24 protein-coding genes and 1 pseudogene are annotated in these 22579 nt (G+C 71.2%); 10 read left to right on the top strand and 15 right to left on the bottom strand.

What is annotated here, in order from left to right:
• Positions 1–255 precede the first annotated feature (255 nt).
• Complete coding sequence (locus tag ABT288_RS28755; protein ID WP_351613560.1) at positions 256–1014, bottom strand: class I SAM-dependent methyltransferase; 759 nt, start codon at positions 1012–1014, stop codon at positions 256–258.
• A gap of 97 nt (positions 1015–1111) precedes the next feature.
• Here ABT288_RS28755 and ABT288_RS28750 point away from each other — a divergent pair, with 97 nt between their 5' ends.
• A complete protein-coding gene (locus tag ABT288_RS28750) occupies positions 1112–1738 on the top strand; it encodes a CGNR zinc finger domain-containing protein (protein WP_351613557.1) in 627 nt (208 codons plus the stop codon).
• Here ABT288_RS28750 and sodX read toward each other — a convergent pair.
• Positions 1642–2076, bottom strand: coding sequence for a nickel-type superoxide dismutase maturation protease (gene sodX / locus ABT288_RS28745; RefSeq protein ID WP_351613581.1), 435 nt, complete (start codon positions 2074–2076; stop codon positions 1642–1644). The two genes, ABT288_RS28750 and sodX, sit on opposite strands and share 97 nt — an antisense overlap.
• 145 nt (positions 2077–2221) lie before the next feature.
• Between sodX and sodN the strand changes: the two genes are divergently transcribed.
• Entirely contained in the window at positions 2222–2617 is a 396-nt protein-coding gene (gene sodN, locus ABT288_RS28740) for a superoxide dismutase, Ni (RefSeq protein WP_351613554.1), read from the top strand.
• Between the two features lie 70 nt (positions 2618–2687).
• Here the strand turns inward: sodN and ABT288_RS28735 are convergent, their stop codons facing one another.
• The 5 genes from ABT288_RS28735 to ABT288_RS28715 form a co-directional block, all read right to left on the bottom strand.
• On the bottom strand, positions 2688–3764 hold the full coding sequence (locus ABT288_RS28735; RefSeq protein ID WP_351613551.1) for a hypothetical protein: 1077 nt from the start codon (positions 3762–3764) through the stop codon (positions 2688–2690).
• 405 nt (positions 3765–4169) lie between these two features.
• Positions 4170–5807, bottom strand: coding sequence for a glycoside hydrolase family 13 protein (locus ABT288_RS28730; RefSeq protein WP_351613548.1), 1638 nt, complete (start codon positions 5805–5807; stop codon positions 4170–4172).
• A 24-nt stretch (positions 5808–5831) separates the two neighbouring features.
• Positions 5832–6692 (bottom strand): carbohydrate ABC transporter permease, encoded by an 861-nt coding sequence (locus tag ABT288_RS28725; RefSeq protein WP_351613545.1) that lies wholly within the window; start codon positions 6690–6692, stop codon positions 5832–5834.
• Positions 6689–7723, bottom strand: a complete 1035-nt coding sequence (locus ABT288_RS28720) for a carbohydrate ABC transporter permease (protein ID WP_351613543.1) — start codon at positions 7721–7723, stop codon at positions 6689–6691. The genes ABT288_RS28725 and ABT288_RS28720 overlap by 4 nt, the downstream gene beginning before the upstream one ends.
• A gap of 11 nt (positions 7724–7734) precedes the next feature.
• Positions 7735–9033: an ABC transporter substrate-binding protein gene (locus ABT288_RS28715; RefSeq protein WP_351613541.1), complete on the bottom strand. Its 1299-nt coding sequence runs from the start codon at positions 9031–9033 to the stop codon at positions 7735–7737.
• A 307-nt stretch (positions 9034–9340) separates the two neighbouring features.
• Between ABT288_RS28715 and ABT288_RS28710 the strand changes: the two genes are divergently transcribed.
• Positions 9341–10375 carry a LacI family DNA-binding transcriptional regulator gene (locus ABT288_RS28710; RefSeq protein WP_351613578.1) on the top strand — a complete coding sequence of 345 codons (1035 nt, stop codon included), beginning with the start codon at positions 9341–9343 and terminating at the stop codon, positions 10373–10375.
• Positions 10376–10471: 96 nt separating this feature from the next.
• Here the strand turns inward: ABT288_RS28710 and ABT288_RS28705 are convergent, their stop codons facing one another.
• Complete coding sequence (locus ABT288_RS28705) at positions 10472–10711, bottom strand: hypothetical protein (protein ID WP_351613538.1); 240 nt, start codon at positions 10709–10711, stop codon at positions 10472–10474.
• A gap of 16 nt (positions 10712–10727) precedes the next feature.
• On the bottom strand, positions 10728–11882 hold the full coding sequence (locus tag ABT288_RS28700) for an inorganic phosphate transporter (RefSeq protein WP_351613535.1): 1155 nt from the start codon (positions 11880–11882) through the stop codon (positions 10728–10730).
• A gap of 150 nt (positions 11883–12032) precedes the next feature.
• Here ABT288_RS28700 and ABT288_RS28695 point away from each other — a divergent pair, with 150 nt between their 5' ends.
• From ABT288_RS28695 to ABT288_RS28685, 3 genes and pseudogenes are all read left to right on the top strand, one after another.
• Positions 12033–12431: a helix-turn-helix transcriptional regulator gene (locus tag ABT288_RS28695; RefSeq protein ID WP_099055057.1), complete on the top strand. Its 399-nt coding sequence runs from the start codon at positions 12033–12035 to the stop codon at positions 12429–12431.
• Between the two features lie 118 nt (positions 12432–12549).
• Entirely contained in the window at positions 12550–12966 is a 417-nt protein-coding gene (locus ABT288_RS28690) for a VOC family protein (protein WP_351613532.1), read from the top strand.
• 67 nt (positions 12967–13033) lie between these two features.
• A pseudogene (locus ABT288_RS28685) lies at positions 13034–13771 on the top strand (VOC family protein); the annotation flags it as partial.
• 24 nt (positions 13772–13795) lie between these two features.
• Here the strand turns inward: ABT288_RS28685 and ABT288_RS28680 are convergent.
• The 5 genes from ABT288_RS28680 to ABT288_RS28660 form a co-directional block, all read right to left on the bottom strand.
• Positions 13796–14128, bottom strand: coding sequence for a DUF952 domain-containing protein (locus tag ABT288_RS28680; protein ID WP_351613576.1), 333 nt, complete (start codon positions 14126–14128; stop codon positions 13796–13798).
• Between the two features lie 38 nt (positions 14129–14166).
• Complete coding sequence (locus ABT288_RS28675) at positions 14167–14589, bottom strand: YciI family protein (RefSeq protein ID WP_351613529.1); 423 nt, start codon at positions 14587–14589, stop codon at positions 14167–14169.
• A gap of 37 nt (positions 14590–14626) precedes the next feature.
• Positions 14627–14842, bottom strand: a complete 216-nt coding sequence (locus ABT288_RS28670) for a hypothetical protein (protein WP_351613526.1) — start codon at positions 14840–14842, stop codon at positions 14627–14629.
• Between the two features lie 190 nt (positions 14843–15032).
• Positions 15033–16208: a family 2 encapsulin nanocompartment cargo protein polyprenyl transferase gene (locus ABT288_RS28665; protein ID WP_351613523.1), complete on the bottom strand. Its 1176-nt coding sequence runs from the start codon at positions 16206–16208 to the stop codon at positions 15033–15035.
• A gap of 112 nt (positions 16209–16320) precedes the next feature.
• Entirely contained in the window at positions 16321–17727 is a 1407-nt protein-coding gene (locus ABT288_RS28660) for a family 2B encapsulin nanocompartment shell protein (protein ID WP_351613520.1), read from the bottom strand.
• Between the two features lie 166 nt (positions 17728–17893).
• Between ABT288_RS28660 and ABT288_RS28655 the strand changes: the two genes are divergently transcribed.
• Positions 17894–18787, top strand: coding sequence for a 1-aminocyclopropane-1-carboxylate deaminase/D-cysteine desulfhydrase (locus ABT288_RS28655; protein WP_351613517.1), 894 nt, complete (start codon positions 17894–17896; stop codon positions 18785–18787).
• A 2-nt stretch (positions 18788–18789) separates the two neighbouring features.
• On the opposite strand, the gene ABT288_RS28650 is transcribed toward ABT288_RS28655, so the two are convergent.
• Complete coding sequence (locus ABT288_RS28650; RefSeq protein ID WP_351613514.1) at positions 18790–20385, bottom strand: Na+/H+ antiporter; 1596 nt, start codon at positions 20383–20385, stop codon at positions 18790–18792.
• Positions 20386–20446: 61 nt separating this feature from the next.
• On the opposite strand from ABT288_RS28650, the gene ABT288_RS28645 reads away from it, so the two are divergent.
• The 3 genes from ABT288_RS28645 to ABT288_RS28635 all read left to right on the top strand — a co-directional run bounded on the left by ABT288_RS28645 (position 20447) and on the right by ABT288_RS28635 (position 22577).
• Positions 20447–20707, top strand: coding sequence for a UBP-type zinc finger domain-containing protein (locus ABT288_RS28645; protein WP_351613511.1), 261 nt, complete (start codon positions 20447–20449; stop codon positions 20705–20707).
• Between the two features lie 341 nt (positions 20708–21048).
• Positions 21049–21465, top strand: coding sequence for an ATP-binding protein (locus tag ABT288_RS28640; RefSeq protein ID WP_009190566.1), 417 nt, complete (start codon positions 21049–21051; stop codon positions 21463–21465).
• Between the two features lie 17 nt (positions 21466–21482).
• Positions 21483–22577 carry an RNA polymerase sigma factor SigF gene (locus tag ABT288_RS28635; RefSeq protein WP_351613508.1) on the top strand — a complete coding sequence of 365 codons (1095 nt, stop codon included), beginning with the start codon at positions 21483–21485 and terminating at the stop codon, positions 22575–22577.
• The last annotated feature ends 2 nt before the right edge of the window (positions 22578–22579 follow it).

Here is a 22579-nt window from a genome sequence, read left to right as displayed (position 1 = left end):
CCGCGCCCGCGCTGACCACATCGTGAGACATGCCGAAGATTCTCCGGCCGGAGAGCTGGGTTTCCGCAGATGGTCCGGTGGTGAACGACCGAGGATGTACCGGCCTGATGCGGTTCGGGGGTGACCCGTTATCCGATTTTGACATGGCGGCACCCCCGGACGGCGCAGTCCGCACGACAAGATGCGGTAAACCCACGGGGTCCGACACCGGCGGCCGTTCCGCATACCGCCACAGCAGACCAGCACGCTTGACGGCTACCTCACGGCGAGCAGCAGCGTGTCCGACGGCGAGCACCACACCGGCCGGGCCTCGGTGAAGCCCCGGGCCAGCAGCGTGCGGGCGTGCCAGGCGGCCGAGGGCGTGTCCCCGTCGGCGTGCTCACCGTAGATCTCGAAGCGGCGGGCGGTGGGCTCGGCGAGGACCGGGTCCTGCGCCGCGAGCCGCCACCATTCGGCCCAGTCCAGGACACCGTCCCGCTTGGCCTGATCCATGCGGGCGTGCCGCTGGGCGCGCTCGGCCGCGTTGATCCTGGGCGTGCGGTCGTCGATCATGTGGTCCGCGTTCATGAAGACACCGCCGTCGCGGACCAGCTCCGCGACCTGACCGTAGAGGGCCGCGAGGGGTTCGCTGTGCAGCCAGTGCAGGGCCGTGGCGGTCAGGACGGCGTCGTAGGAGTCGTACGGCAGCTTCGCCGGCCAGTCACGGTCCTTGAGGTCGGCGGTGACGAAGGAGACGCGCTCGTCGCCCTCGAAGGTGCCGCGCGCGATGGCGAGCAGGGCCGGGTCGAGGTCGACGCCGGTGCTGGTGGCCTCGGGGAAGCGCGCCAGCAGCCGGGCGGTGATGCTGCCGGTGCCGCAGGCGAGGTCGAGGACGCGCGGCGCCGTACCGACCAGCGCCTCGACCATGTCGAGCATGATCCGGAACCGCTCCTCCCGGTCCGGCATGTACCACCCCTGCTGCCGGTCCCAGCTCTCCTGCCACGCGGCCCAGTCGGTACCCGTGCTCATCGTCATGAAGTCTGTCCCCCTTGACTGCGTAATACCCTGAAAGCACGACCGGCTCTTACCCGACCGCAGACATGACCATAAAGCGCCCCCGTAAGGACTACAAGTGGAACTGGCCTATTACTCGGATTACGCCGTCCGACTCGTCAACAGCGAGGAACCGGCCCGGGGCAAGGACTCGCTGACCTCGGTCGAGGCCGTCCGCGACCTGTTCGGTGACATGTCGGCGGCCCGCCGCGCCACCGACGCCGACGTCACGCGCTTCCGCTCGGTGCGCGCCCGTCTGCGCGCGGTCTTCGAAGCGGCGGACAAGGGCGACGAGACCCTCGCCGTCGACCTCCTGAACTCACTCCTGCTGGAGTTCCCGGTGTCGCCCCAGATCTCGGGCCACGACCACCGGGACGAGGACGGCCGCCCGCTGTGGCACATGCACCTCGCCGATCACCCGTCGAACGCGACGGCGGGCTACGCGGCGATCGCCGCGATGGGCCTGGCCTTCCACCTCACCGAGTACGGCGTCGACCGCCTCGGCCTGTGCGAGGCCGCCCCCTGCCGCAACGCCTACCTCGACACCTCCACCAACCGCTCCCGGCGCTACTGCTCCGACCGCTGCGCGACCCGCGCGAACGTGGCCGCCTACCGGGCCCGCAAGCGCCTGGAGGCCGACCGGTCGGGCAGCAGCGGCCTCGCCGCCGAGAGCGCCCAGCGGACCAGCGCGAGCGGCGAGCGCTGACCGGCGGGCAGCGGCCGGTACCGGAAGCGCGCGCGCCCGAGGACGAGCTCATCGGGTACGACCCCGTAGTCCGTGCTGTCCCCGCCCGCGTACGGGTTGTCCCCGAGCACCCACCAGCCGCCCTCACGGCGCTCCACGGCACGCTTGACGACGAGCAGGTCCTGCTGGAACGGATGCCGCAGGACGACGACGTCGCCCGCCCTGACCGTCGCGCCGTACTGCACGAGCAGCCGGTCCCCGTGACGGAGCGTGGGCACCATGGACGGCCCGGTCACTTCCGCCACTCCGAACGGCGCCACGGCCCTCCCCCGCTCGGTCTCCTGCGACAGCTCCGGCATCCCCGGCACCTCCCCGGTCCGTTCCTCCACCAGTCTCAGTCTGACCCTGGACTTTTGTCCTAAGCCCTAGGGGGCACCCGAGAAATCGCCTTCCTCAGGGAGTAATGTCGCACCTGAGAAGACGATCACGAGGAAGGAATGCTCCATGCTTTCCCGCCTGTTTGCCCCCAAGGTCAAGGTCAGCGCCCACTGCGACCTGCCCTGCGGCGTGTACGACCCGGCCCAGGCCCGCATCGAGGCGGAGTCGGTGAAGGCCATCCAGGACAAGATGGCCGGCAACGACGACCCCCACTACCAGGCGCGTGCCACCGTCATCAAGGAGCAGCGCGCGGAGCTCGCCAAGCACCACGTCTCCGTGCTCTGGAGCGACTACTTCAAGGCCCCGCACTTCGAGAAGTACCCGGAGCTGCACCAGCTGGTCAACGACACCCTGAAGGCCCTGTCGGCCGCCAAGGCGTCCACCGACCCGGCGACGGGCCAGAAGGCGCTGGACTACATCGCCCAGATCGACAAGATCTTCTGGGAGACCAAGAAGGCCTGAGGCTTTCTGTCCTGCTTGGCAGGGGCCCGGCCGGTTTCTCCGGCCGGGCCCCTGCCTGTGCGGCCGCAGATCAGGGATTCCAGCCCCACACCTGGCTCGCGCCCTGCCTGGGACAGGAGTTCAGCCCCTGTGTCGTGGGCAGGCGGTCTTGCGACATCACGTGCGCATACGTGTTCCAGACCTCGGCGTGCCCCAAGCTGTAATTGCACACCAGGACACGGCTGCGCACCGCACCGCCGGCGCGTTTGACGGCGGGGAAGTAGTTCTGCTGGATGCTCTGGTGGTGGTTGGTGGCAGTGAGCTTGCCGGCCATGACGATCAGCCGATTGTCCGACGAGAGCTGCAGCCACCAGGCCAGCGTTTGATCGGCCTGTACGGTACGAGTGCCCGGTTCGTCGCATTTCCCGAAGTCCGACTGCGGCGTCCCCGGGTCGTAGAGAACCACGTAGTCGATGTTCCTCGCCCGGGCCGGATCGTGATCCTTGAGGTAGCGCAGAGCGTAGATCGGACCCAGTCGGCCCAGGCTCCATCCGGCCAGGCGTGTGATGTTCCGGCCCGCGAACGCCACGGCGTTCGCCGACGGCCGGCAGGAGCCGTCACCCGGCCATTTCCCGTCGTAGCTGCCGTCGGCCGTCAGCACCCGACCGAAGTGCAGGCTGCGCGCCAGATCCGCCCCGGCGTTGCCCTTCCCGGAGTAGTAGGCCACGTTCTGGCCCGCCGGAGCGGGAGGACTCGGAGTGCCGCCGCACGGCGGGACACCTGGGGCCACGTGGTTGGCGGTCATGCCGTCGTTGACGTAGTGGGTGTTGAGGAACCCTTTGTTGGCGCGTCCGGCTGCGCTGGGACGGGAGATGTTGTCGCTGTAGTACCAGACCCGGTTGCCGTACGGTCCGACGGAATCCCCCATCAGGTAGCACTCGGCTCGTACCTGCTCACCGCGGTAGACGCCCAGGCCGGTGATGCGGTCGGTGTCCTGGGTGTGGGGGCTGTTGCGGAACCATACGCCGTCGGGGAGGGTCTCGCTGGTGTTCATCACCGTGAAGACCGGGCCGGCGTCGGCGGACGCCGGCGCAGTACCGGCGATCAGGCTACCGGCGATGACGGCGGCGCTCGCGGCCGAGGCGAGTGCCGCGCGGAGTTGTTGCAACAACTAGCTCCTCCGAAGAGTGGAGATGGTGCACCGTGCGGAGAGCCCCGCTGTGGCAGAGGGTGCCGCCCAGGTACTGATCCCTCCAAGATTGCCGAATACCGTATTTTCGGCTCCAATCCCCCTTCAGCGTAGTGAAGTTGTTATGACGCATATGCCGGGTGGTCGATGCCGCCGAGGCCGCCGCCCTGACTCCCGCGCGGGTCGTGGGCGCGCGAGCCGGTGCGGACGGCGAGCCGCCCGGGATGGACGACCCCCGTCGCGCCGATCGTCCGCTCCCACAGGCCACGTCCGCCGCGCTCACCTCCGCCGAACTCCCCTTCCCGGACGCCGACTTCGGCGCCGCCCTCCGCGAAGCCGCCGTCCTCGTGCCGGCCTTTCCGGTCGGCGCCCCACGGAGCGGCGCTACTCCGCCAGCCACGCCGCCTGGTCCGGACCCAGCCGGCCGTCCTCGACGGGTCCGCCGGCCAGCAGGATCTCGCTGTGGGCGGGCAGCGGGTACGGCTCGGTGGAGAGGTTGACCACGCAGACGAAGCCGGGGTCGCGGCGGAAGGCGAGGACCCCGGCCGGGGCGTCCAGCCAGGTGAGGGTGCCGTCGCCGAGGGCGGGGTGCTCGCGGCGCCGGCGCAGGGCGGAGCGGTAGAGCTCCAGCATGGAGGTGTCGTCGCCGGTCTGCGCCTCGACGGTGCGCGCGGCCCAGTCCGCGGGCTGCGGCAGCCAGGGTGCGGCGTAGGCGTCCTCGGGGCTGAAGCCGTACGGTGCCGTCCGCCCCGACCAGGGGATCGGCACCCGGCAGCCGTCGCGGCCGCGGTCGGTGTGGCCGGAGCGTTCCCAGACGGGGTCCTGGAGGACGGCGTCGGGGAGGTCCTCGACCTCGGGCAGGCCGAGCTCCTCGCCCTGGTAGATGTACGCGCCGCCGGGCAGGGCGAGCATCAGCAGGGCGGCCGCACGGGCCCGTCGGGTGCCCAGTTCGAGGTCGAGGGGGCCTTCGGGTGCGTAGCGCTCGTTGGCCACCCAGCGCCGGGCCGCCCTGCGGCCGTACCGGCTGGCGTGGCGCATGACGTCGTGGTTGGAGAGCACCCAGGTGGCGGGCGCGCCGACCGCGCCGAGCATGGCGAGGGAGTCGTCGACGACCGCGCGCAGGTCCTTCGGGTCCCAACGGGACATCAGGAAGTCGAAGTTGAACGCCGTGTGCAGGCCGTCCGCGCGGACGTAGGCGGCCAGCCGCTCGGGGGTGTCCGCCCAGGCCTCGGCGACGAAGCACCGGTCGCCGGGGAACTCGTCGGCCACCTTGCGCCAGGCGCGGTAGATCTCATGGACCTCGTCGCGGTCCCAGTGGGGGTGGTCGAGGTGCTGCCGGCGCCGGCCGACCCCGGCCGGACGCGGGGGCAGGTCGGGCAGTTCGGGGTGCTTGATCAGGCCGTGCGCCACGTCGATGCGGAAGCCGTCCACGCCCCGGGCGAACCAGAACCGCAGGACCGACTCGAACTCGGCCCGCACCTCGGGGTGCTGCCAGTTCAGGTCGGGCTGCTGGGGGGCGAAGAGGTGCAGGTACCACTCCCCGTCGGGCAGCCGGGTCCAGGCCGGGCCGCCGAAGGAGGAGACCCAGTCGTTGGGCGGCAGGGCGCCGTCGGGGCCGCGGCCGGGGCGGAAGACGTAGCGCTCGCGCTCGGGGCTGCCCGGTCCGGCCGCGAGCGCCGCCTGGAACCAGGCGTGCCGGTCGGAGGTGTGGTTGGGCACCATGTCGGGGATGATGCGGATCCCGTGCCGGTGGGCTTCCTCTATGAGCTGCTCCGCCTCCTCCACGGTGCCGAACAGCGGGTCGATCGCGCGGTAGTCGGCCACGTCGTAACCGTGGTCCGCCATCGGCGACTTGTACCACGGGTTGATCCACAGGGCGTCGACGCCCAGCGACTTCAGGTACGGCAGGCGGGAGCGGATGCCGGCGATGTCGCCGACGCCGTCACCGTTCCCGTCGGCGAAGCTGCGGATGTAGACCTGGTAGATGACGGCGCTGCGCCACCAGGGTGCGGTACCGGGCATGCTGTTCCTTCACAGTGGGAGGGTCTACTTCGCGGCACCGGCCGTCAGGCCGGCGACGATGCGGCGCTGGAAGAGCAGCACCATGACCACCAGCGGGATCGTGACGAGGACGCCCGCGGCCATCTGGCTGCCGAACGGGGTCTCGTACGTCGTGGCGCCGGTGAACTTGGAGATGGCGACCGGTGCGGTCTGCATGTCCGGCCGGTTGGTCATCGACAGGGCGATGAGGAACTCGTTCCAGGCGGCGATGAACGTGATGATCGCGGTGGTGAAGATGCCGGGCGCGGCGAGCGGGATGATGATCTTGCGGAAGGCCTGGCCCCGGGTGCAGCCGTCGACCATGGCGGCGTGCTCGAGTTCGTCCGGCATCTGCCGGAAGAACGTGGTCAGGTTCCACACCGCGAGCGGCAGCGCGAAGGACATGCTGGGCACGATCATGGCCTGGTAGGTGTTGATCCAGCCGAGGTCCGTGAACAGCTTCAGCAGCGGGACCACGATCGACACCACCGGGAACATCGAGGTGGCGATGACGAGGGTCAGGATGAGGCGCTTGAAGCGGAACTCCAGCCTCGCCATCGCGTAGGCGGTGAACGTGGCCAGCAGCAGCGCCAGCGCGGTGGTGATGCCGGCGACGACGAGGCTGTTGAGCAGCGCCCGCGTGAACCCCTGGGAGGCGCCGAACAGCGAGCGGTAGTTCTGGAACGACACCGGGGACGGGACGAGCGAGGTGTCGAAGATGTCGGAGGTGCGGCGCAGGCTGGAGACCAGCATCCAGTAGAACGGCGCCAGGCAGTAGGCCACCACCGCGGCGACCCCCACGTACAGCAGCCGGCCGCGCCGTTTCGCCGTGGTCGCCGTGCTCGCCCTGGGCGTCATGGCTGTCATGCCGTCACCTCCGCGCGGCGGACGAACACGAGTCCGGTCCTCTTACGGCGGCCGCCGCCGGTGCCGCCGACCAGATCGGCGCCCAGCAGCCGTACGAAGGCGAGCGCGACGAGGAAGACGTAGAGGAAGAGGAGGACGGCGTAGGCGGAGGCCGGGCCGAAGCGGACGTTGGACGCCTCGTTCTGCGCCAGCATGGACAGCGTTTCCACCGAGTTCTTCTGTGCGCCGATCAGGATGTACGGCAGGTCGAACATCCGCAGCGCGTCCATGCAGCGGAACAGCATCGCCACCAGCAGCGCGGGCTTCACCAGGGGCAGCGTGATGTGCCAGAACCGGCGCAGCGCGCTCGCGCCGTCGATGCGGGCCGCCTCGTACACCTCGTTCGGGATGACCTGCAGTCCGGCCAGGACCAGCAGCCCGATGAAGGGGGCCGTCTTCCACACCTCGGCGACGATGACCGCGACCTTGGCGTGGAAGCCCTCGGTGGTCCACAGGATCTGGTGGCCGATCAGGGCGTTGGCGACGCCGTCGCTGTTGAAGATCCACCGCCACAGCAGGGCGGAGATGGCCGTGGGCACCGCCCAGGGGACGAGGATGCTCGCCCGGACCAGGGCCCGGCCGCTGAACGCCCGGTGCATGATGAGGGCCATGACCACGCCGATCACCGTCTCCAGCCCGACGGTGACGACGGTGAAGAAGGTGGTGTTCCAGAAGGCGTTCCAGAACCGGTCCCCGGCGGCGCCGACGATGTCGGCGTAGTTCTTCAGCCCGACGAACGGCTCGGTGCTGCGGATGAAGCCGGTCCTCGGGTCCAGGCCCTTCGGCCCGTACAGCGACTCCCGCAGTGCCATGACCGTCGGGTAGAGCACGACGATCGTCAGCACCAGGAGCGTCGGGGAGACCAGGAGGGCCGCCATCCGCCCGGAGCCGGCCGTGGCGCGGGCCCGGGTGCGCCGGCCTCTCACCGGTGTGCGGGACGGGTGGTGGGTCCCGGCTGCGGCGGGTCCGCTGGGGATCTCGACGTCGGTCATGGCCCCGCTCCTCACTGCGCCGTGGACTTCTGCAGCTCTTGCTGCAGGTCCTTCAGCGCCTGTGCGCTGCTCTTGGTGCCGGTCAGCGCGGCGTACGCCTCCTGCTGGACCGCGGAGGTCACATCGCCGTAGCTCACGACCCGCGGGCGCGGTACGGCGCGCAGGATCGACTGCTTGAGGACCGGGAGGTACGGGTACTGCCGGGCCAGTGACGTGTCGTCGTACAGGCCGGTGTACGGCGGGGCGAGGGAGGCCTTCTCCAGGAAGGTCCGCGCGGTGTCCTCGCTGCTGAAGAACTTCATGAAGTCCAGTGCCGTCGCCTTGTTCTTCGCGAAGGAGGACAGGGCCAGGTTGTGACCGCCCAGGCTGGAGGAGCCGGGGCCGTTCAGGCCGGGCAGCGGTGCGACGGCGTACTTGCCGGCCAGCTTGCTCTTGCCGGCGAGCGCGTACATGTACGGCCAGTTGCGCAGGAAGACCAGTTTGCCGGCCTGGAACGCCTGGCGGCCGTCCTCCTCCTGGTAGGTGATGGCCTCCTTGGGGATCGTGCCGTCCCGGAAGGAGCCGGCGAGGAAGTCCAGGCCGTTCTTCGCCGCGGGGGTGTCCACGTCGGGCTTGCCGTTGGCGTCGGTCACGACACCGCCCGCGGAGTTCACGGCCTCGGAGAAGTTCACCGTCAGGCCCTCGTACTTCTGGAACTGCCCGGCGTAGCAGGACATGCCCTTGGCCGCGGGCAGCTTCGTCACCTTGGCGCAGTCGGCCTTCAACGCGGCCCAGGTGGCCGGGGGTTCGGTGACTCCGGCCTGCTTCAGCAGGTCGGTGCGGTAGTACAGCAGGCCGCCGTCCGAGCTGGCCGGGGCCGCGTACAGGCCGCCGCGGTACCTCGCCGTCTCCACCACCGGCTTCAGCATCTTCCCCAGCGGGAACTGCTGATCGGGCAGCTTGTCGATCCACTGGTGGGCGGCGAACTCCGACGTCCACACGACGTCCAGGGAGAGCACCGTATAGGCGTCGGACTTCGTCTCCGCGTTCTGGATCATCTGCTGGCGCTGCGCGTCCGCGTCCGTCGGCAGCTGGATGAAGGTGACCTTCTCCTTCGGGTGCATCTTGTTCCAGCGGTCGAGGACCGGCTGTACGGCGCCGGTGGTGTCCTTTCCGGCCACGTAGGTGATGGGGCCGCGGCCGGTGAACGACGTGGTCCCGGACTGCCCGGCGGAGCCGCCGTCGTCGGACGAGCCGCAGGCGGCGAGGAGGAGCCCGGCGGCGGCGAGCGCGGCCGAGCACTGAAGGGCTCTGGCTGTTCTGGTCTTCACTGTCTGTCTCTCCTGGTCGTGCGGAACCGAAGGCGACTCTGTTGTGAGACTGCGTTGTCACGGCAGCCAATTGATCAAATACACAGGTCAAAGCAGCTGAAGTGAGCGCTCGGGGAACGACTTTGACCCGGCCGAGACAACGCTTGCACGCTAGGAGTGGGGTAAGCGGAAGTCAATGCGTTACTTCTGGGTAATGAGAGGAGGACGGGGCAAACAGCGTCGTGAAAGCGCTGTCACACCGGGCCTGGCGGCGCTGGCCTCCTGTGCTACCGTCCGGCACATGCCACCAGCTCAGCGACACCCCACGATGGCTGACGTCGCCGAACGGGCCGGGGTATCCGCCTCCACCGTCTCGCGGACCCTGCGCGGCCTGAGCACCGTCTCACCGGAGGTGCGCGCCCGCGTCGAACAGGCCGCCCGCGAACTGAACTTCGCCGTCTCGCGTCAGGCCGCAAGCCTCGTCACGGGGAAGACGGGCACCGTGGCGGTGCTCGTCCCCACCCTCAACGCCTGGTTCATGGGCTCGGCCCTGTCCAGCCTGGGCCCGCTGCTGCGGGCGGCGGGCATGGAACTGACCGTCTATGTGATCCCCGATCTCGCCGAGCGCACCTCGTTCTTCGAACGGCTGCCCGCCCGCCGGAACGCCGACGCGCTGCTGGTCTTCTCCTTCGACCTCACCGAGGAGGAGACCGGCCGGCTGGACAGCCTCGGCATGCCGGTCATCTACGTCAGCCAGCACGTCGACGGCCGCCCCAGCGTGTACGTCGACGACGTGGCCGGCGCCCTGCACGGCACCCGGCACCTGCTCAACCTCGGCCACCGCCGGATCGCGTTCATCAAGACGGTGGGCGCGAGCGGCTTCTCCTTCAGCTCCAACGAGCGGCTGCTCGGCTATCAGCAGGCGCTCACCGAAGCGGGCCTCCCGCTCGACGACGATCTGGTGGCCGCGCTGCCGGTCGGCGACAAACGCGCCACCGCCGAAGCGCTCGGAAAGCTGCTGAGCCTGCGCGAGCCGCCCACCGCCGTCTTCGCCGAACAGGACGAGGTCGCCGTCGCCGTCATCCGGGCGCTGCGCCGGACGCGGATCGAGGTGCCCGAGCAGATGTCCGTCCTGGGCTTCGACGACCAGCCGGTGGCCGACTGGTTCGACCTGTCCACCATCGCCCAGTCGCCCTCGGACATCGGCCTCGAGGCCGGCCGGCTGGCCCTGAAGCTCATCAACGACTCCGAGCCTGACCACAGGCAGCACATCGTGCTGCCCACCCATCTGATCCCGCGGGCCACCACCGCTCCCCTTCTCCCGAGGGAGCAGGAGGCCGACGGCGGGGCTCCGCGCACCTGAGGCCGCGAACACCGCAGCCGCCCGAGGCTCCGAACGCGGCAAGGGGGCCCGGTCGGTTTCCCCTCGACCGGGCCCCTGCCGTTGGTCGCGTGTCCGTCAGTGGAACTGCGGCACGATCAGAAAGATCCCGTACGCCACCACCGCCGCGCAGGCCAGGAAGCACAGGGCGGCCTGGACCCGGCCCGCGGTGGCGGCTCCGGAGCGGCCGGCTTCGGCGCCGTCGGCTTCGGCCCGGGAGAGCCCCAGGACGCCGAAGGTGAAGACGACGACCACGGCGACCGTGACACCGAGGCTGACCGCGGCGACCTTGCCGAGGGCGGACCAGTCGACATGCATGGGGACTCCCGGAGGTTCAGGCGGCCGTGCCGACGTTCGTCGGGGCCTGGGTGCGGAGGGTGACCTCGTGGTGGTCGTTGACGTTGTCGGCGCGCACCGGGTTGCGGCGGGACGCGGCGACGATGACGACGGCGAGGGCCAGGGCGACCAGGGCGATGACCGCCGTACCGAGATTGCCGCCGTGCTTGACCACGCTCGCCGCGAGGCCGCCGACCAGCGCGGCGGCGGGCAGCGTGATCAGCCAGGCCAGCACCATACGGCCGGCCACGCCCCAGCGGACCTCGGCGAGCCGGCGGCCGAGACCGGCACCGAGGATGCTGCCGGAGGCCACCTGCGTGGTGGACAGCGCGAAGCCGAGGTGGGCGGAGGTGAGGATCACGGTCGTGGAGGCCGTCTCGGCGGCGAAGCCCTGCGGCGACTGGATCTCCGCCAGGCCCTTGCCCATCGTGCGGATGATCCGCCAGCCGCCCAGGTAGGTGCCGAGTCCGATGGCGACGCCGGCCGCGCCGATCACCCACACCGGCGGGCCGGCGTCGTGGCCGAGCGCGCCTGCCGAGATCAGGGTCAGCGTGATGACGCCCATGGTCTTCTGCGCGTCGTTGGTGCCGTGCGCGAGGGAGACCAGCGAGGCGGAGGCGATCTGCCCGAGGCGGAACCCCTTGGTCACCGAGTCCTGGCGGGCGCGGGCGGAGAGCTTGTAGGCGAGGTAGGTGGCGACCAGGGCGGCCACGCCGGCCACCACCGGGGAGGCCACGGCCGGGATCAGCACCTTGTCGACGACCTTGTCGAAGTGCACGCCGTGGGAGCCGGCACCGACCCAGACCGCACCGATCAGACCGCCGAAGAGGGCGTGGGAGGAGCTGGAGGGCAGTCCGGCGAGCCAGGTCACCAGGTTCCACAGGATCGCGCCGACCAGCCCCGCGAAGATCATCGCCGGGCTGACCAGGGTGTCGTCCACGATCCCCCCGGAGATCGTCCTGGCCACCTCGGTGGACAGAAAGGCGCCGACGATGTTGAGGATTCCGCTGACCAGAACCGCGACCCGCGGCTTGAGCGCGCCGGTGGCGATGGAGGTCGCCATCGCGTTCGCGGTGTCGTGGAACCCGTTCGTGAAGTCGAACGCCAGTGCCGTGACGATGACGACCGCCACGAGGAACGTGATGTGGTCCATTCCCCCAGACAAGCAAGGGCGGGCCAATGCGCGGAGAACCGAAGGCGAACGGCGTGTCGAATATGGGGAAGCCTGTTGTGCAGTTCTGTGCGGAACCGTTGCATCCTCAGGTGTTCTCCCGGTGTCAGTGCCCTGTGCCACGCTGTGGACATGACGCTGGAGGACCTCAGACGGCTGCGGCGCGTGCGCGACCGCATGGACCGTGAGTACGCCGAGCCGCTCGACATGACCGAGCTGGCCCGGGGCGCCCACATGTCGCCGGGCCACTTCCAGCGCAGCTTCCGCAAGGCCTTCGGCGAGACCCCGTACAGCTATCTCATGACCCGCAGGATCGAGCGGGCCAAGGCGCTGCTGCGCCGGGGCGACCTCACCGTGACCGAGGTGTGCCTCGCCGTGGGATGTACCTCGCTCGGCTCCTTCAGCTCCCGCTTCACCGAGCTGGTCGGGGAGACGCCGAGCGCGTACCGGGCGCGCGACCACGAGGAGAGCGCGGTGATCCCGTCCTGCGTGGCGCGTACGTTCACCCGTCCACGCCGCCGACCGTACTGAGCCACCCGCGCGGCCTCCGACCGCCCGCCCCTGCGCGAGCGCCCCATGACGTCCCCGGTGCCCGGGCGGCCTTTCCGGTTCGCGCGCGTCGCGGCCCGGATGGGCCTAGCGTGAGCCCATGGACGTGAAACTCAAGCAGTGCTTCATCGCGGTGGACGACCATGACAAGGCGCTCGCCTTCTACCGTGACGTGCTCGGCCTGGAGGTCCGCAACGACGTGGGCTTCGAGGGCATGCGCTGGGTGACACTCGGCTCGCCGCTGCAGCCGGACGTCGAGATCGTGCTGGAGCCGCCGGGCGCGAACCCCGACGCCTCCCCCGCCGACCGGCAGGCGCTCGCCGAGTTGCTCGCCAAGGGCATGCTGCGGGGTGTCATCTTCACGACCGAGGACTGCGACGCGCTGTACGAGCGGGTGCGTGAGTCCGGCGCCGATGTGCTCCAGGAGCCGACGGACCAGCCGTACGGGGTGCGCGACTGCGCCTTCCGGGACCCGGCGGGCAACCAGCTGCGCTTCCTCCAGCGGCCCGCGGAGTGAACGCCCTGCCGCCCGGTCCGCGTGAATCGCCCGGTGCGGCCGGGGAGTTCACGCCTGCACTCCCCACGTGATCATTCGCTGGACGTACGCCTGCGCCGACCGGCCCGCCGCCCTGCTGCCCGAGGCACGCGCCTTCTGGACCGCCGTCACCGGCACCCGGGCGTCCCGGCCCCGTGGTGAGCGGGGCGAGTTCACGACCCTGCTGCCCGAGGGCGCGGCCGGGGCGGACCCGTGCGTGAAGCTCCAGGGCGTCACCGAGGGCGGCGGCGCCCACCTCGACCTCTGCGCCGGGGACGTACGGGAGCTGACCGCGGCGGCCCTGGAACGCGGCGCGGAGCTGGTGGCGGACCACGGCGACCGGGCCCTCCTGCGCTCCCCGGCGGGGCAGTTGTTCTGTGCCGTGCCCTGGCACGGGGAGGCGGTGCGGCCGCCCGTCGTGGCCGGCAGCCGGCTGGACCAGGTGTGCCTCGACATCCCGCCGTCGGCGTACGCCGCCGAGTCCGCGTTCTGGGCCGGGCTCACCGGCCGGCAGCGACTGACGGGTTCGCGGCCGGAGTCCGAGGTGCTGAAGCCGCCGGCGGGGCTGCCCGTCCGGATCCTGCTCCAGCGACTCGACGAGGAACGCCCCGCCTCCGCCCACCTCGACCTCGCCTGCGCGGACGTCGCCGCGGTCCGCGCCCGGCACGAGAAGCACGGCGCCGCCTCGGTGGGCGAGGGCCCGCACTGGACCGTGATGCGCGATCCGGCGGGTGGCGTCTACTGCCTGACCGGCCGCGACCCGGAGACGGGCGGCCTGCCGGGCGGTCGGCGGGCCGTCGTCGCCCAGAGGTCACCCCCAGGACTCGACGTCCACCACGGCGTCGGCCGGCACGGGCCCGTACACATGCGGGAACTCCTCCCCGCCGGGCTCCACGGCCTCGTACCTCACCGGCGCGCCGACCAGGGCCGGGTCCACGACCAGCACGACCAGCTCGTCCGGGCCGTCGTAGCCGCCGTAGAGGAACTCGGCGATGCGCGGCAGCTGTTCGCGGGTGGAGAAGTGGATGAAGCCCTCCTCCTGCAGGGTGCGGCCACGGGTCGACACCTCATAGGTGCCGCGTTCGCGCGCCGCCTCCCACAGGGAGCGCTCGGTGATGTGGACGATGTACGGAAGTTTCGGCATGCGGCCACGCTACGGCCCCGGCCGGGCCGCGCGTCTGCTTACCCCGCACCGATGTCGCCGGCGCCGTCCATGAGGGGCCGGATCACCACGGGGTAGTCGATCAGGCCCTCGGGGCCGGGGCAGCGGGTGACGCGTTCGGCGATCTCGGTGACCCGGTCCAGGCTCGCGCAGTCCACCAGCCAGTAACCGGCCATCAGCGCCTCGGTCTCGCCGTACGGGTCGTCGGTGACCACAATCCCGCCGTCCTCGCCGCGCGCCACGAGCCGGGTGCGGGCGGGCTCGGCCAGGCCCTGGGCGTCGAGGAGTTCGCCGGACTCCTGGAGGTCGTCGTTGATCGCGCTCATGTACAGGTACATGGCCTTGAGCTGCACCTCGGTCCAGGCCGGGGCGTGCCGGGTGGGCCTGCCGGCCATCGCGTCGTAGTCCGCCTGCGTGCCCTGCACCGTCACCAGGTACCTCATGGACCGCTCCTTCGGCTCGAGACCTCCTCGGCACGGCTCAGGATTTCTCGGCCGCGGATCCACCGGGGCGCGGCCGCTCGGTCCCCTCGGCCGGAGCCGCCGGCCCGACAGGCTCCCCGTAGGCCGGGCAGTCCGGGTTGCGGCAGGGGCCGGGACCCCACACCGGTACCCAGGCGCCCAGCGTCTTGTGCCGTCCGACGACCGTGTCGACGGGCTGTCCGCAGACGGGACAGACGTGGTCCTCGCTGGCCATGTCCTCAGGGTAGGGCGGGCGGGGGGTCGGCGCTTCCCGCGGTACGTCCGCACCGGCGCGGACAGGCAGCGGGCCCCGCGCACTGTGGGGATGCGCGGGGGCCGCCTGACCGGAGCCCCGGGGACCGCGCGGGGTCAGGAACCGCACGGCCCGGGGCTCCGGGTCCTTCTCGCTGCCGGGGCCGGCAGCGTCAGCTGCTGCGCCGGGTCACGAACTCGGCGAGTGCCAGCAGACCGCCCGCCGCCTCGGGGACCGGGACGGCGCGGGACAGCTCCTGCACGGCGCGGGCCATCCGGTCGGCCGCCTCGGCCTGCGCCCAGTCCCGGCCGCCGGCCCGCTCCACGGCCAGTGCCGTACGCGCGATGCCCTCCTCGTCACCGGACACGTACGGCTTCCCGTACAGCTCGGCGAGTTCGGCCGCGGCCTCGGTGCCGGAGGACAGGGCCGCCACCACGGGCAGCGACTTCTTGCGGGCGGCGAGATCGGCACCGGCCGGCTTCCCGGTGCGCCGTGGGTCACCCCATATCCCGATGACGTCGTCGATCAGCTGGAAGGCGAGCCCGGCCTGGCGGCCGAAGCCGTCCAGCGCCGCCACCTCCTCCTGGCCGGCGCCCGCGTACAGCGCCCCCAGGGCGCAGGCGCAGCCCAGCAGCGCCCCGGTCTTCGCCTCGGACATGGCGAGCACCTCGTCGAGGGCGACCTCGTCCGGGGCGCGGCGCTCCATGTCCGTGTCGGTGTGCTGGCCGGCGCACAGCTCCACGACACAGCTCGCGAGCCGGGCCGCGGCCGGACCGGCGGCCGGGTGCGGGTCCTCGGCGAGCAGCCGCAGGGCCAGCGCCTGGAGGGCGTCACCGGCGAGGATCGCGTCGGCGTCGCCGAACACGGTCCACGCGGTGGGGCGGTGCCGACGGGAGGTGTCCCGGTCCATCACGTCGTCGTGCAACAGCGTGAAGTTGTGGACCAGTTCGACCGCGACCGCCGCCCGGACCGCCGCCGTACGGGCCGGGGTTCCGCCGAGGGCCGCGGCCGCCGCCAGGACGAGCGCGGGCCGAATCGCCTTGCCCGCGTTGCCGGTTGCCGGGGTGCCGTCCGCGTGCTGCCAGCCGAAGTGGTAGAGCGCGATCCGGCGCATGGAGGCGGGCAGCGACTCCAGGGCCGCCCGCAGTTCCGGGTCGACGACGGCGCGGGTGCGCTCCAGCAGCGCCGCCGCCTCGTGCGGGTCGGGCTGCCCTTCGCGGTGTCCCTCGGCAGGCCCGTCGAGCGGACCGGTACCGGTGTCGCCGGTCCTCCCCCGCCGTTCCCCCGCCGTGCCGGGGTGCGGCACGGCGGGGGAACGCTGTTCGGTCTCCGTCATGAACTCGGCCATGTCTCCCCCTCGCCAGGTCCGCGGACACCGGCGTCGCCGGCCCGGCCGGACGCATATCCCGAGGGTCTACCCTCCCCGGCGGGCGGGGACACGGCCGCGAAGTGCGGAAACGTCACCTCCACCGGCCGATCTCGACGTTCTCCAGCACGCCGAGCGCGTCGGGCACCAGAACGGCGGCCGAGTAGTAGGCCGTCACCAGGTACTTGATGATCGCCTGTTCGTTGATGCCCATGAACCGCACGGACAGGCTCGGCTCGATCTCGTCCGGGATGCCCGACTGCCGCAGGCCGACGACACCCTGGTCCTGCTCACCGGTACGCATCGCGATGATCGACGTCGTGCGCTCCGGGGTGACCGGGATCTTGTTGCACGGGTAGACCGGGACTCCGCGCCAGGTCGGGATGCGGTTGCCGCCGATCTCGACGGTCTCCGGAACCAGTCCGCGCTTGTTCAGCTCGCGCCCGAACGCGGCGATCGCGCGCGGGTGGGCCAGGAACAGCTTGGTGCTGCGCCGGCGGCTGAGCAGCTCGTCCATGTCGTCCGGGCTGGGCACACCGTCGTGCGGCTGGATCCGCTGGTCGTACTCGCAGTTGTGGAGCAGGCCGAAGTCGCGGTTGTTGATCAGCTCGTGCTCCTGGCGCTCCTTGAGCGCCTCGACCGTGAGCCGCAGCTGCTGCTCGGTCTGGTTCATCGGCTGGTTGTAGAGGTCGGCCACGCGCGTGTGGATGCGCAGCACGGTCTGGGCGATGCTCAGCTCGTACTCGCGGGGCCGCGCCTCGTAGTCCACGAAGGTGTGCGGGATGTCGGGCTCGCCGGAGTGGCCGGCCGCCAGCTCGACCTCCTTCTCGCCGTACTTGTTGGTCCGCTGCTCCGGCAGCGAGCGCAGCTGCTCGAGGTGGTCGCGCAGGCTGTCCGAGCGCTCGGCGACCTGCTGGAAGTCCTGGCGGCTGAGGATCAGCACGGTGGTCGCCGTGTCGGCACGGACGGTGTGGTCCCAGATGGCGTCCGGGTCCAGCAGCGCCTGGTCGCCGAAGTAGGCGCCGTCGGCGAGGACTCCGAGGACGGCGTCGTCGCCGTAGGGGCCGGTGCCGATCTTCTCGACCCTGCCGTGCGCCAGCAGGTAGACCTCGCCCATCTGGTTGCCGAAGTCGGCGATCACCTCACCGGGCGCGAAGTCGCGCTGGCGGCAGCGCCGGGCGAGCTCCGTCAGCACCTCCTCGTCCTCGTAACTGCGCAGGGCCGGCAGCTCGCCGAGTTCGGCCGGGATGACCTCGACCTGGTCCCCGGTCTTCACGAAGGTGATGCGGCCGTCTCCGACGGAGTACGACAGCCGCCTGTTCACACGGTATGTACCGCCCTGTACGTCGACCCACGGGAGTGTGCGCAGCAGCCAGCGGGAGCTGATCTCCTGCATCTGAGGAACGGACTTGGTGGTGGTGGCCAGGTTCCGCGCGGCCGCGGTCCCGAGGGACTGCTGCGGCTTGCCCTGTTCCGTGCGGACCTCTTCGCCTACCGACATAGAGAATTGCCTCCCAGGTATACCCGGTGCCGAATCGCAGATGGCACCGGTCTCGGCACCGAGCCTTCCATCACGGTGCGTGGTCGCGCCATTACCCGAAAGAGCGGGAATGGATCATCGGATTACTGGGCACGAAGAGGGATCTCATCGCTGCGACAATGAAGCGGTGACCAGCCGGACCGTCCTCGCCCCCCGACTTCCCTCCCCGCTCCAGGAGGTCGGGGACGAGCGGTTCGAGAGGCACGGACTCCGGCTGCTGCTCAAGCGCGACGACCTGATCCACCCCGACCTCGTCGGCAACAAGTGGCGCAAGCTGGCGCCGAACATCGAGGCGGCGCAGGGCCGGCCGCTGGTGACCTTCGGCGGGGCCTACTCCAACCACCTGCGCGCCACCGCCGCCGCGGGCCGCCTGCTCGGCCTGCCGACCACCGGCGTGGTCCGCGGCGCGGAGCTGGCCGACCGCCCGCTCAACCCCTCCCTGGCCCGGTGCGCGGCGGACGGCATGCGGCTGCATTTCGTCGACAGATCGACGTACCGGCAGAAGAACGAGCCGGAGACACTGGGCGCCATCCTGCGCGCGGCCGGCGCCGGGGAGGCGTACGTCGTGCCCGAGGGCGGCAGCAACAGCGCGGCCGTACGCGGCTGCCGGGCCCTCGGCGAGGAGCTGCGCGGACACGCCGACGTCGTCGCCGTCGCCTGCGGCACCGGCGGCACGCTCGCCGGGCTGGCCGCGGGTCTGGCCCCGGGGCAGCGGGCACTCGGCGTGCCGGTCCTCAGGGGCGGCTTCCTGGGAGGCGACGTACAGGCGCTGCAGGAACGTGCTTTCGGCGGCCGTACCGGTTCCTGGTCCCTCGACGAGCGGTTCCACTTCGGCGGTTACGCCCGTACGACACCCGAACTGCGGGCATTCGCCGCGGACTTCGAGGACCGCCACGGGCTGCCCGTCGAGTGTCTCTATGTCGCCAAGATGCTCTACGGACTTGTCGCCCTCGCGGCCGAGGGCGCCTTCACGCGCGGCACGGCGATCGCGGCCGTCGTCACCGGGCGGCCCTTCCCGTAGGGCTAGCTCGCCTCACGGTAGGCCGCCGCCTCCTCCAGGTCCAGGCGTCTGAGCAGCACGCGCAGCATCTCGTCGTCGATGTAGCGGTGGTCGCGGAGCCTGACGAAGACCTCGCGTTCGGTGCTGATCATCTCGCGGGACAGGCGGCGGTAGGTGTCGTCCACGGATTCGCCGGTGACGGGGTTGGTCTGGCCGAGGCGCTCCCAGACGGCGTTGCGGCGGCGTTCCAGGACCGTGCGCAGGCGGTCGGCGAGCGGTGGGGGCAGGGCGTTGCGGTCGTCGGCGAGGAGGTCGTCGAGGCGGCTCTCGGCGGCGCGGGAGGCCTGGGCCTGGGCGTTGGCCTCGGCGAGGGTCTCGGCCTGCGGGTCGCGGCCGGGGAACCTCATCAGGCGGATCAGCGGCGCGAGGGTCAGGCCCTGCACCACGAGGGTGCCGATGACCGTGGTGAAGGTCAGGAAGAGGATCAGGTTCCGCTGCGGGAAGGGGGCGCCGCCGTGCACCGTGAGCGGGATCGAGAAGGCGATGGCCAGGGACACCACCCCGCGCATGGCGGCCCACGACGTCACGATCGGCGCCCGCCAGGTCGGGTTCTCCTCGCGCTCCCGGATGTGCCGGAAGAGCAGGCGGGGCACGAAGGCGGCCGGGTACACCCAGACGAAGCGGGCCGCGACGACCACGAGGAAGACCGCGATCGCGTACCAGACCGCGTCGGCCCCGTGGTACGCGGCCAAGCCCTGGAGGACGGTGGGCAGTTGCAGGCCGATCAGCGCGAACACCGCCGATTCCAGCAGGAAGGCGACCATCCGCCAGACCGCGTCCTCCTGGAGCCGGGTGGCGAAGTCGACCTCCCACGCGTGGTGCCCGAGATAGACCGCGACGACGACGACCGCCAGGACGCCGGAGCCGTGGAACTGCTCGGCGACGCCGTAGGCGACGAACGGGATCAGCAGGGAGAGGGTGTTCTGGAGGAGGGCCTCCTTCAGGTGTGTGCGCAGCCAGTGGATCGGCACCATGAGCACCAGTCCGACGACGACCCCGCCGACGGCGGCCCGCAGGAACTCGCCGAACCCGCCCGCCCAGGTCGCGCCCGCGCCGACGGCCGCGGCGAGGGCCACCTTGTAGGCGGTGATCGCGGTGGCGTCGTTGAGCAGGGACTCGCCCTGGAGGATGGTGGTGATCCTGGAGGGCAGGCCGACCCGGCGCGCGATCGCCGCGGCCGCGACCGCGTCCGTCGGCGCGACGACCGCGCCCAGCACCAGCGCGGCGGTCAGCGGCAGCCCCGGTACGACGAGGTAGGCGACCCAGCCGACGGCGAAGGTCGCGAAGAGCACGTATCCGATCGACAGCAGCCCCACGGGCCGCATCTGGGCGCGCAGATCGAGGTACGAGCTCTCGGTGCCCTCCTTGTACAGGAGCGGGGGCAGCACCAGGGGCAGGACGATCTCCGGGTCCAGGGTGTAGTGCGGGACGCCCGGGACGTACGAGACCGCGAGGCCCACGGCGACCAGCAGCAGCGGCGCCGGCACCGGAGTGCGCCGGGCGGCCCCCGCGATCCCCGCACTGCCCGCCACCAGCAACAGCAGCGGCATCACATCCATGATCCTCGCCCACCCTCGTTTTCCGCGCGGCCACCCGCACGACCGTCGTAATCTGGCAATCATGAAACAGTGCACGCACGCCGACGCGCTGCCGCACCCGGAACCGGAGCCGCTCGATCCGACCTGCCCCGAGTGCCTGCGCAACGGCACGCACCCGGTGCAACTGCGGCTGTGCCTCAGCTGCGGCCATGTCGGCTGCTGCGACTCCTCGCCCGGCAGGCACGCGACGCAGCACCACGAGATGTCCGGTCACCCGGTGATGCGGACCTTCGAGCCCGGCGAGGACTGGCGGTGGTGCTTCGTGGACCACGTACTCGTCTGACCCTGTCCGGCCCTTTCCGACCCTCTTCCGAGCGGCTTTCCGTGTGATCGCATTCCCGCCCGACCGGGTTGTCGTGTGACACTGCATGGGGCGGTGGCCGCACGACGGTTCGAGCGTGTGACGTCTGGGTACGTCAACCCGGCGCGCGCTCTTCCCATTTGGGCCCGCAAACCCTCTAGACACGGAGCGTATGCACAGCTTTACTGTGAGTGACGCCAGGGGGGTTGGGGTCCCGGGACAGGAACGTTCGGAGCGCGATAGCGTCACCGCGGAACCGCGTCCGCGTTACCCCGGGGGGCGACCCTCGGCCCCGTAAAGCTTGTACCACCATGGAGGTGAGGGTGTCCCAGATCGCAGGCGAGCCCGCGGCGAACCAGGACTTCGTGGAAGTCCGGCTGCCGGCCGCGGGTGCCTACCTGTCGGTGCTGCGGACGGCCACGGCCGGACTCGCGGCCCGCTTGGACTTCACCCTGGACGAGATCGAGGACCTGCGCATCGCCGTGGACGAGGCCTGCGCGATCCTGCTCCAGCAGGCCGTGCCCGGCTCGGTGCTCAGCTGTGTCTTCCGGCTCGTCGACGACTCGCTGGAGGTCACGGTCTCCGCGCCGACCACGGACGGCCACGCCCCCTCGCGGGACACCTTCGCCTGGACCGTGCTCTCGGCCCTCGCGGGCAAGGTCTCGTCCGCCGTGGACGAGGACAAGACCGTGTCGATCAGCCTCTACAAACAGCGCGGCGCGGGCCCCGGCCCGGCGTGAGGAACGGGGACGGTCCGGTGCGGGACGAAGAGCGCGGCACACGGGAGCTGCCGGCCGGGGACGGGGGTGCCCCCTGGCCGAGCACGGGCGACCTGTCCGGGGAGGCTCCCCGGGACGGTTCCCGGCGCATGGCGGACGGCATCGACGGCATCCCCGAGCAGGCCAGACCACACCCGCAGGAGGACTCCGCGGGAGCCGGTGGCGAGGCGCCCACGGCGGAGCGCCGCGCGGGGGCCAGGGCTCGGGGAAGGGCTACGGGCGGGACGATGAGCGAGCACGAGCGGTACGCCGAGGACGACGCGCCGGGCACGCAGGCCGTACAGGCCGTACAACCCGTGCAGGCCGTACAGCACGACCCGGCGGACCGCAGCGGTGCACGGGCGAAGTTCGTGGAGCTGCGCGCCCTGAAAGAGGGCAGCCCGGAGTACGCGGAGCTGCGCAATCAGCTGGTCCGTATGCATCTGCCGCTCGTGGAGCACCTGGCGCGCCGGTTCCGCAACCGCGGCGAGCCGCTGGACGATCTCACCCAGGTGGCCACGATCGGGCTGATCAAGTCCGTCGACCGGTTCGACCCGGAGCGCGGCGTGGAGTTCTCCACGTACGCCACCCCGACGGTGGTCGGCGAGATCAAGCGGCACTTCCGCGACAAGGGCTGGGCGGTCCGCGTACCGCGCCGGCTGCAGGAGCTGCGGCTCGCGCTGACCACGGCGACGGCCGAGCTGTCCCAGCTGCACGGCCGCTCCCCCACGGTCCACGAGCTGGCCGAGAAGCTCGCGATCTCCGAGGAGGAGGTCCTGGAGGGCCTGGAGTCCGCCAACGCGTACTCCACGCTGTCCCTGGACGTCCCCGACACCGACGACGAGTCCCCGGCGGTCGCCGACACCCTCGGCGCGGAGGACGAGGCGCTGGAGGGAGTGGAGTACCGGGAGTCCCTCAAGCCGCTGCTGGAGGATCTGCCGCCGCGCGAGAAGCGGATCCTGCTGCTGCGCTTCTTCGGGAACATGACCCAGTCGCAGATCGCGCAGGAGGTCGGCATCTCCCAGATGCACGTCTCCCGGCTGCTGGCCCGCACGCTGGCCCAGCTGCGGGAGAAGCTGCTCGTGGAGGAGTGAGG

It is taken from the genome of Streptomyces sp. NPDC001093 (genome assembly GCF_040298985.1).
GTDB lineage: Bacteria > Actinomycetota > Actinomycetes > Streptomycetales > Streptomycetaceae > Streptomyces.
Note: the sequence above shows the minus strand (reverse complement) of the source record. Positions and strands in the feature narration are given on the sequence as shown.

Bases quoted from the DNA above. Each gene is read 5' to 3' on its own strand.
- ABT288_RS28720 (WP_351613543.1), bottom strand. From the start codon at position 7,723: ATGACCGACGTCGAGATCCCCAGCGGACCCGCCGCAGCCGGGACCCAC.
- ABT288_RS28660 (WP_351613520.1), bottom strand. From the start codon at position 17,727: ATGTCGGTAGGCGAAGAGGTCCGCACGGAACAGGGCAAGCCGCAGCAG.
- ABT288_RS28690 (WP_351613532.1), top strand. From the start codon at position 12,550: ATGGACGTGAAACTCAAGCAGTGCTTCATCGCGGTGGACGACCATGAC.
- ABT288_RS28710 (WP_351613578.1), top strand. From the start codon at position 9,341: ATGGCTGACGTCGCCGAACGGGCCGGGGTATCCGCCTCCACCGTCTCG.
- ABT288_RS28670 (WP_351613526.1), bottom strand. From the start codon at position 14,842: ATGGCCAGCGAGGACCACGTCTGTCCCGTCTGCGGACAGCCCGTCGAC.
- ABT288_RS28725 (WP_351613545.1), bottom strand. From the start codon at position 6,692: ATGACAGCCATGACGCCCAGGGCGAGCACGGCGACCACGGCGAAACGG.
- ABT288_RS28705 (WP_351613538.1), bottom strand. From the start codon at position 10,711: ATGCATGTCGACTGGTCCGCCCTCGGCAAGGTCGCCGCGGTCAGCCTC.
- ABT288_RS28645 (WP_351613511.1), top strand. From the start codon at position 20,447: ATGAAACAGTGCACGCACGCCGACGCGCTGCCGCACCCGGAACCGGAG.
- ABT288_RS28730 (WP_351613548.1), bottom strand. From the start codon at position 5,807: ATGCCCGGTACCGCACCCTGGTGGCGCAGCGCCGTCATCTACCAGGTC.
- ABT288_RS28650 (WP_351613514.1), bottom strand. From the start codon at position 20,385: ATGGATGTGATGCCGCTGCTGTTGCTGGTGGCGGGCAGTGCGGGGATC.
- ABT288_RS28675 (WP_351613529.1), bottom strand. From the start codon at position 14,589: ATGAGGTACCTGGTGACGGTGCAGGGCACGCAGGCGGACTACGACGCG.
- sodX (WP_351613581.1), bottom strand. From the start codon at position 2,076: ATGCCGGAGCTGTCGCAGGAGACCGAGCGGGGGAGGGCCGTGGCGCCG.
- ABT288_RS28695 (WP_099055057.1), top strand. From the start codon at position 12,033: ATGACGCTGGAGGACCTCAGACGGCTGCGGCGCGTGCGCGACCGCATG.
- ABT288_RS28665 (WP_351613523.1), bottom strand. From the start codon at position 16,208: ATGGCCGAGTTCATGACGGAGACCGAACAGCGTTCCCCCGCCGTGCCG.
- ABT288_RS28680 (WP_351613576.1), bottom strand. From the start codon at position 14,128: ATGCCGAAACTTCCGTACATCGTCCACATCACCGAGCGCTCCCTGTGG.
- sodN (WP_351613554.1), top strand. From the start codon at position 2,222: ATGCTTTCCCGCCTGTTTGCCCCCAAGGTCAAGGTCAGCGCCCACTGC.
- ABT288_RS28700 (WP_351613535.1), bottom strand. From the start codon at position 11,882: ATGGACCACATCACGTTCCTCGTGGCGGTCGTCATCGTCACGGCACTG.
- ABT288_RS28755 (WP_351613560.1), bottom strand. From the start codon at position 1,014: ATGACGATGAGCACGGGTACCGACTGGGCCGCGTGGCAGGAGAGCTGG.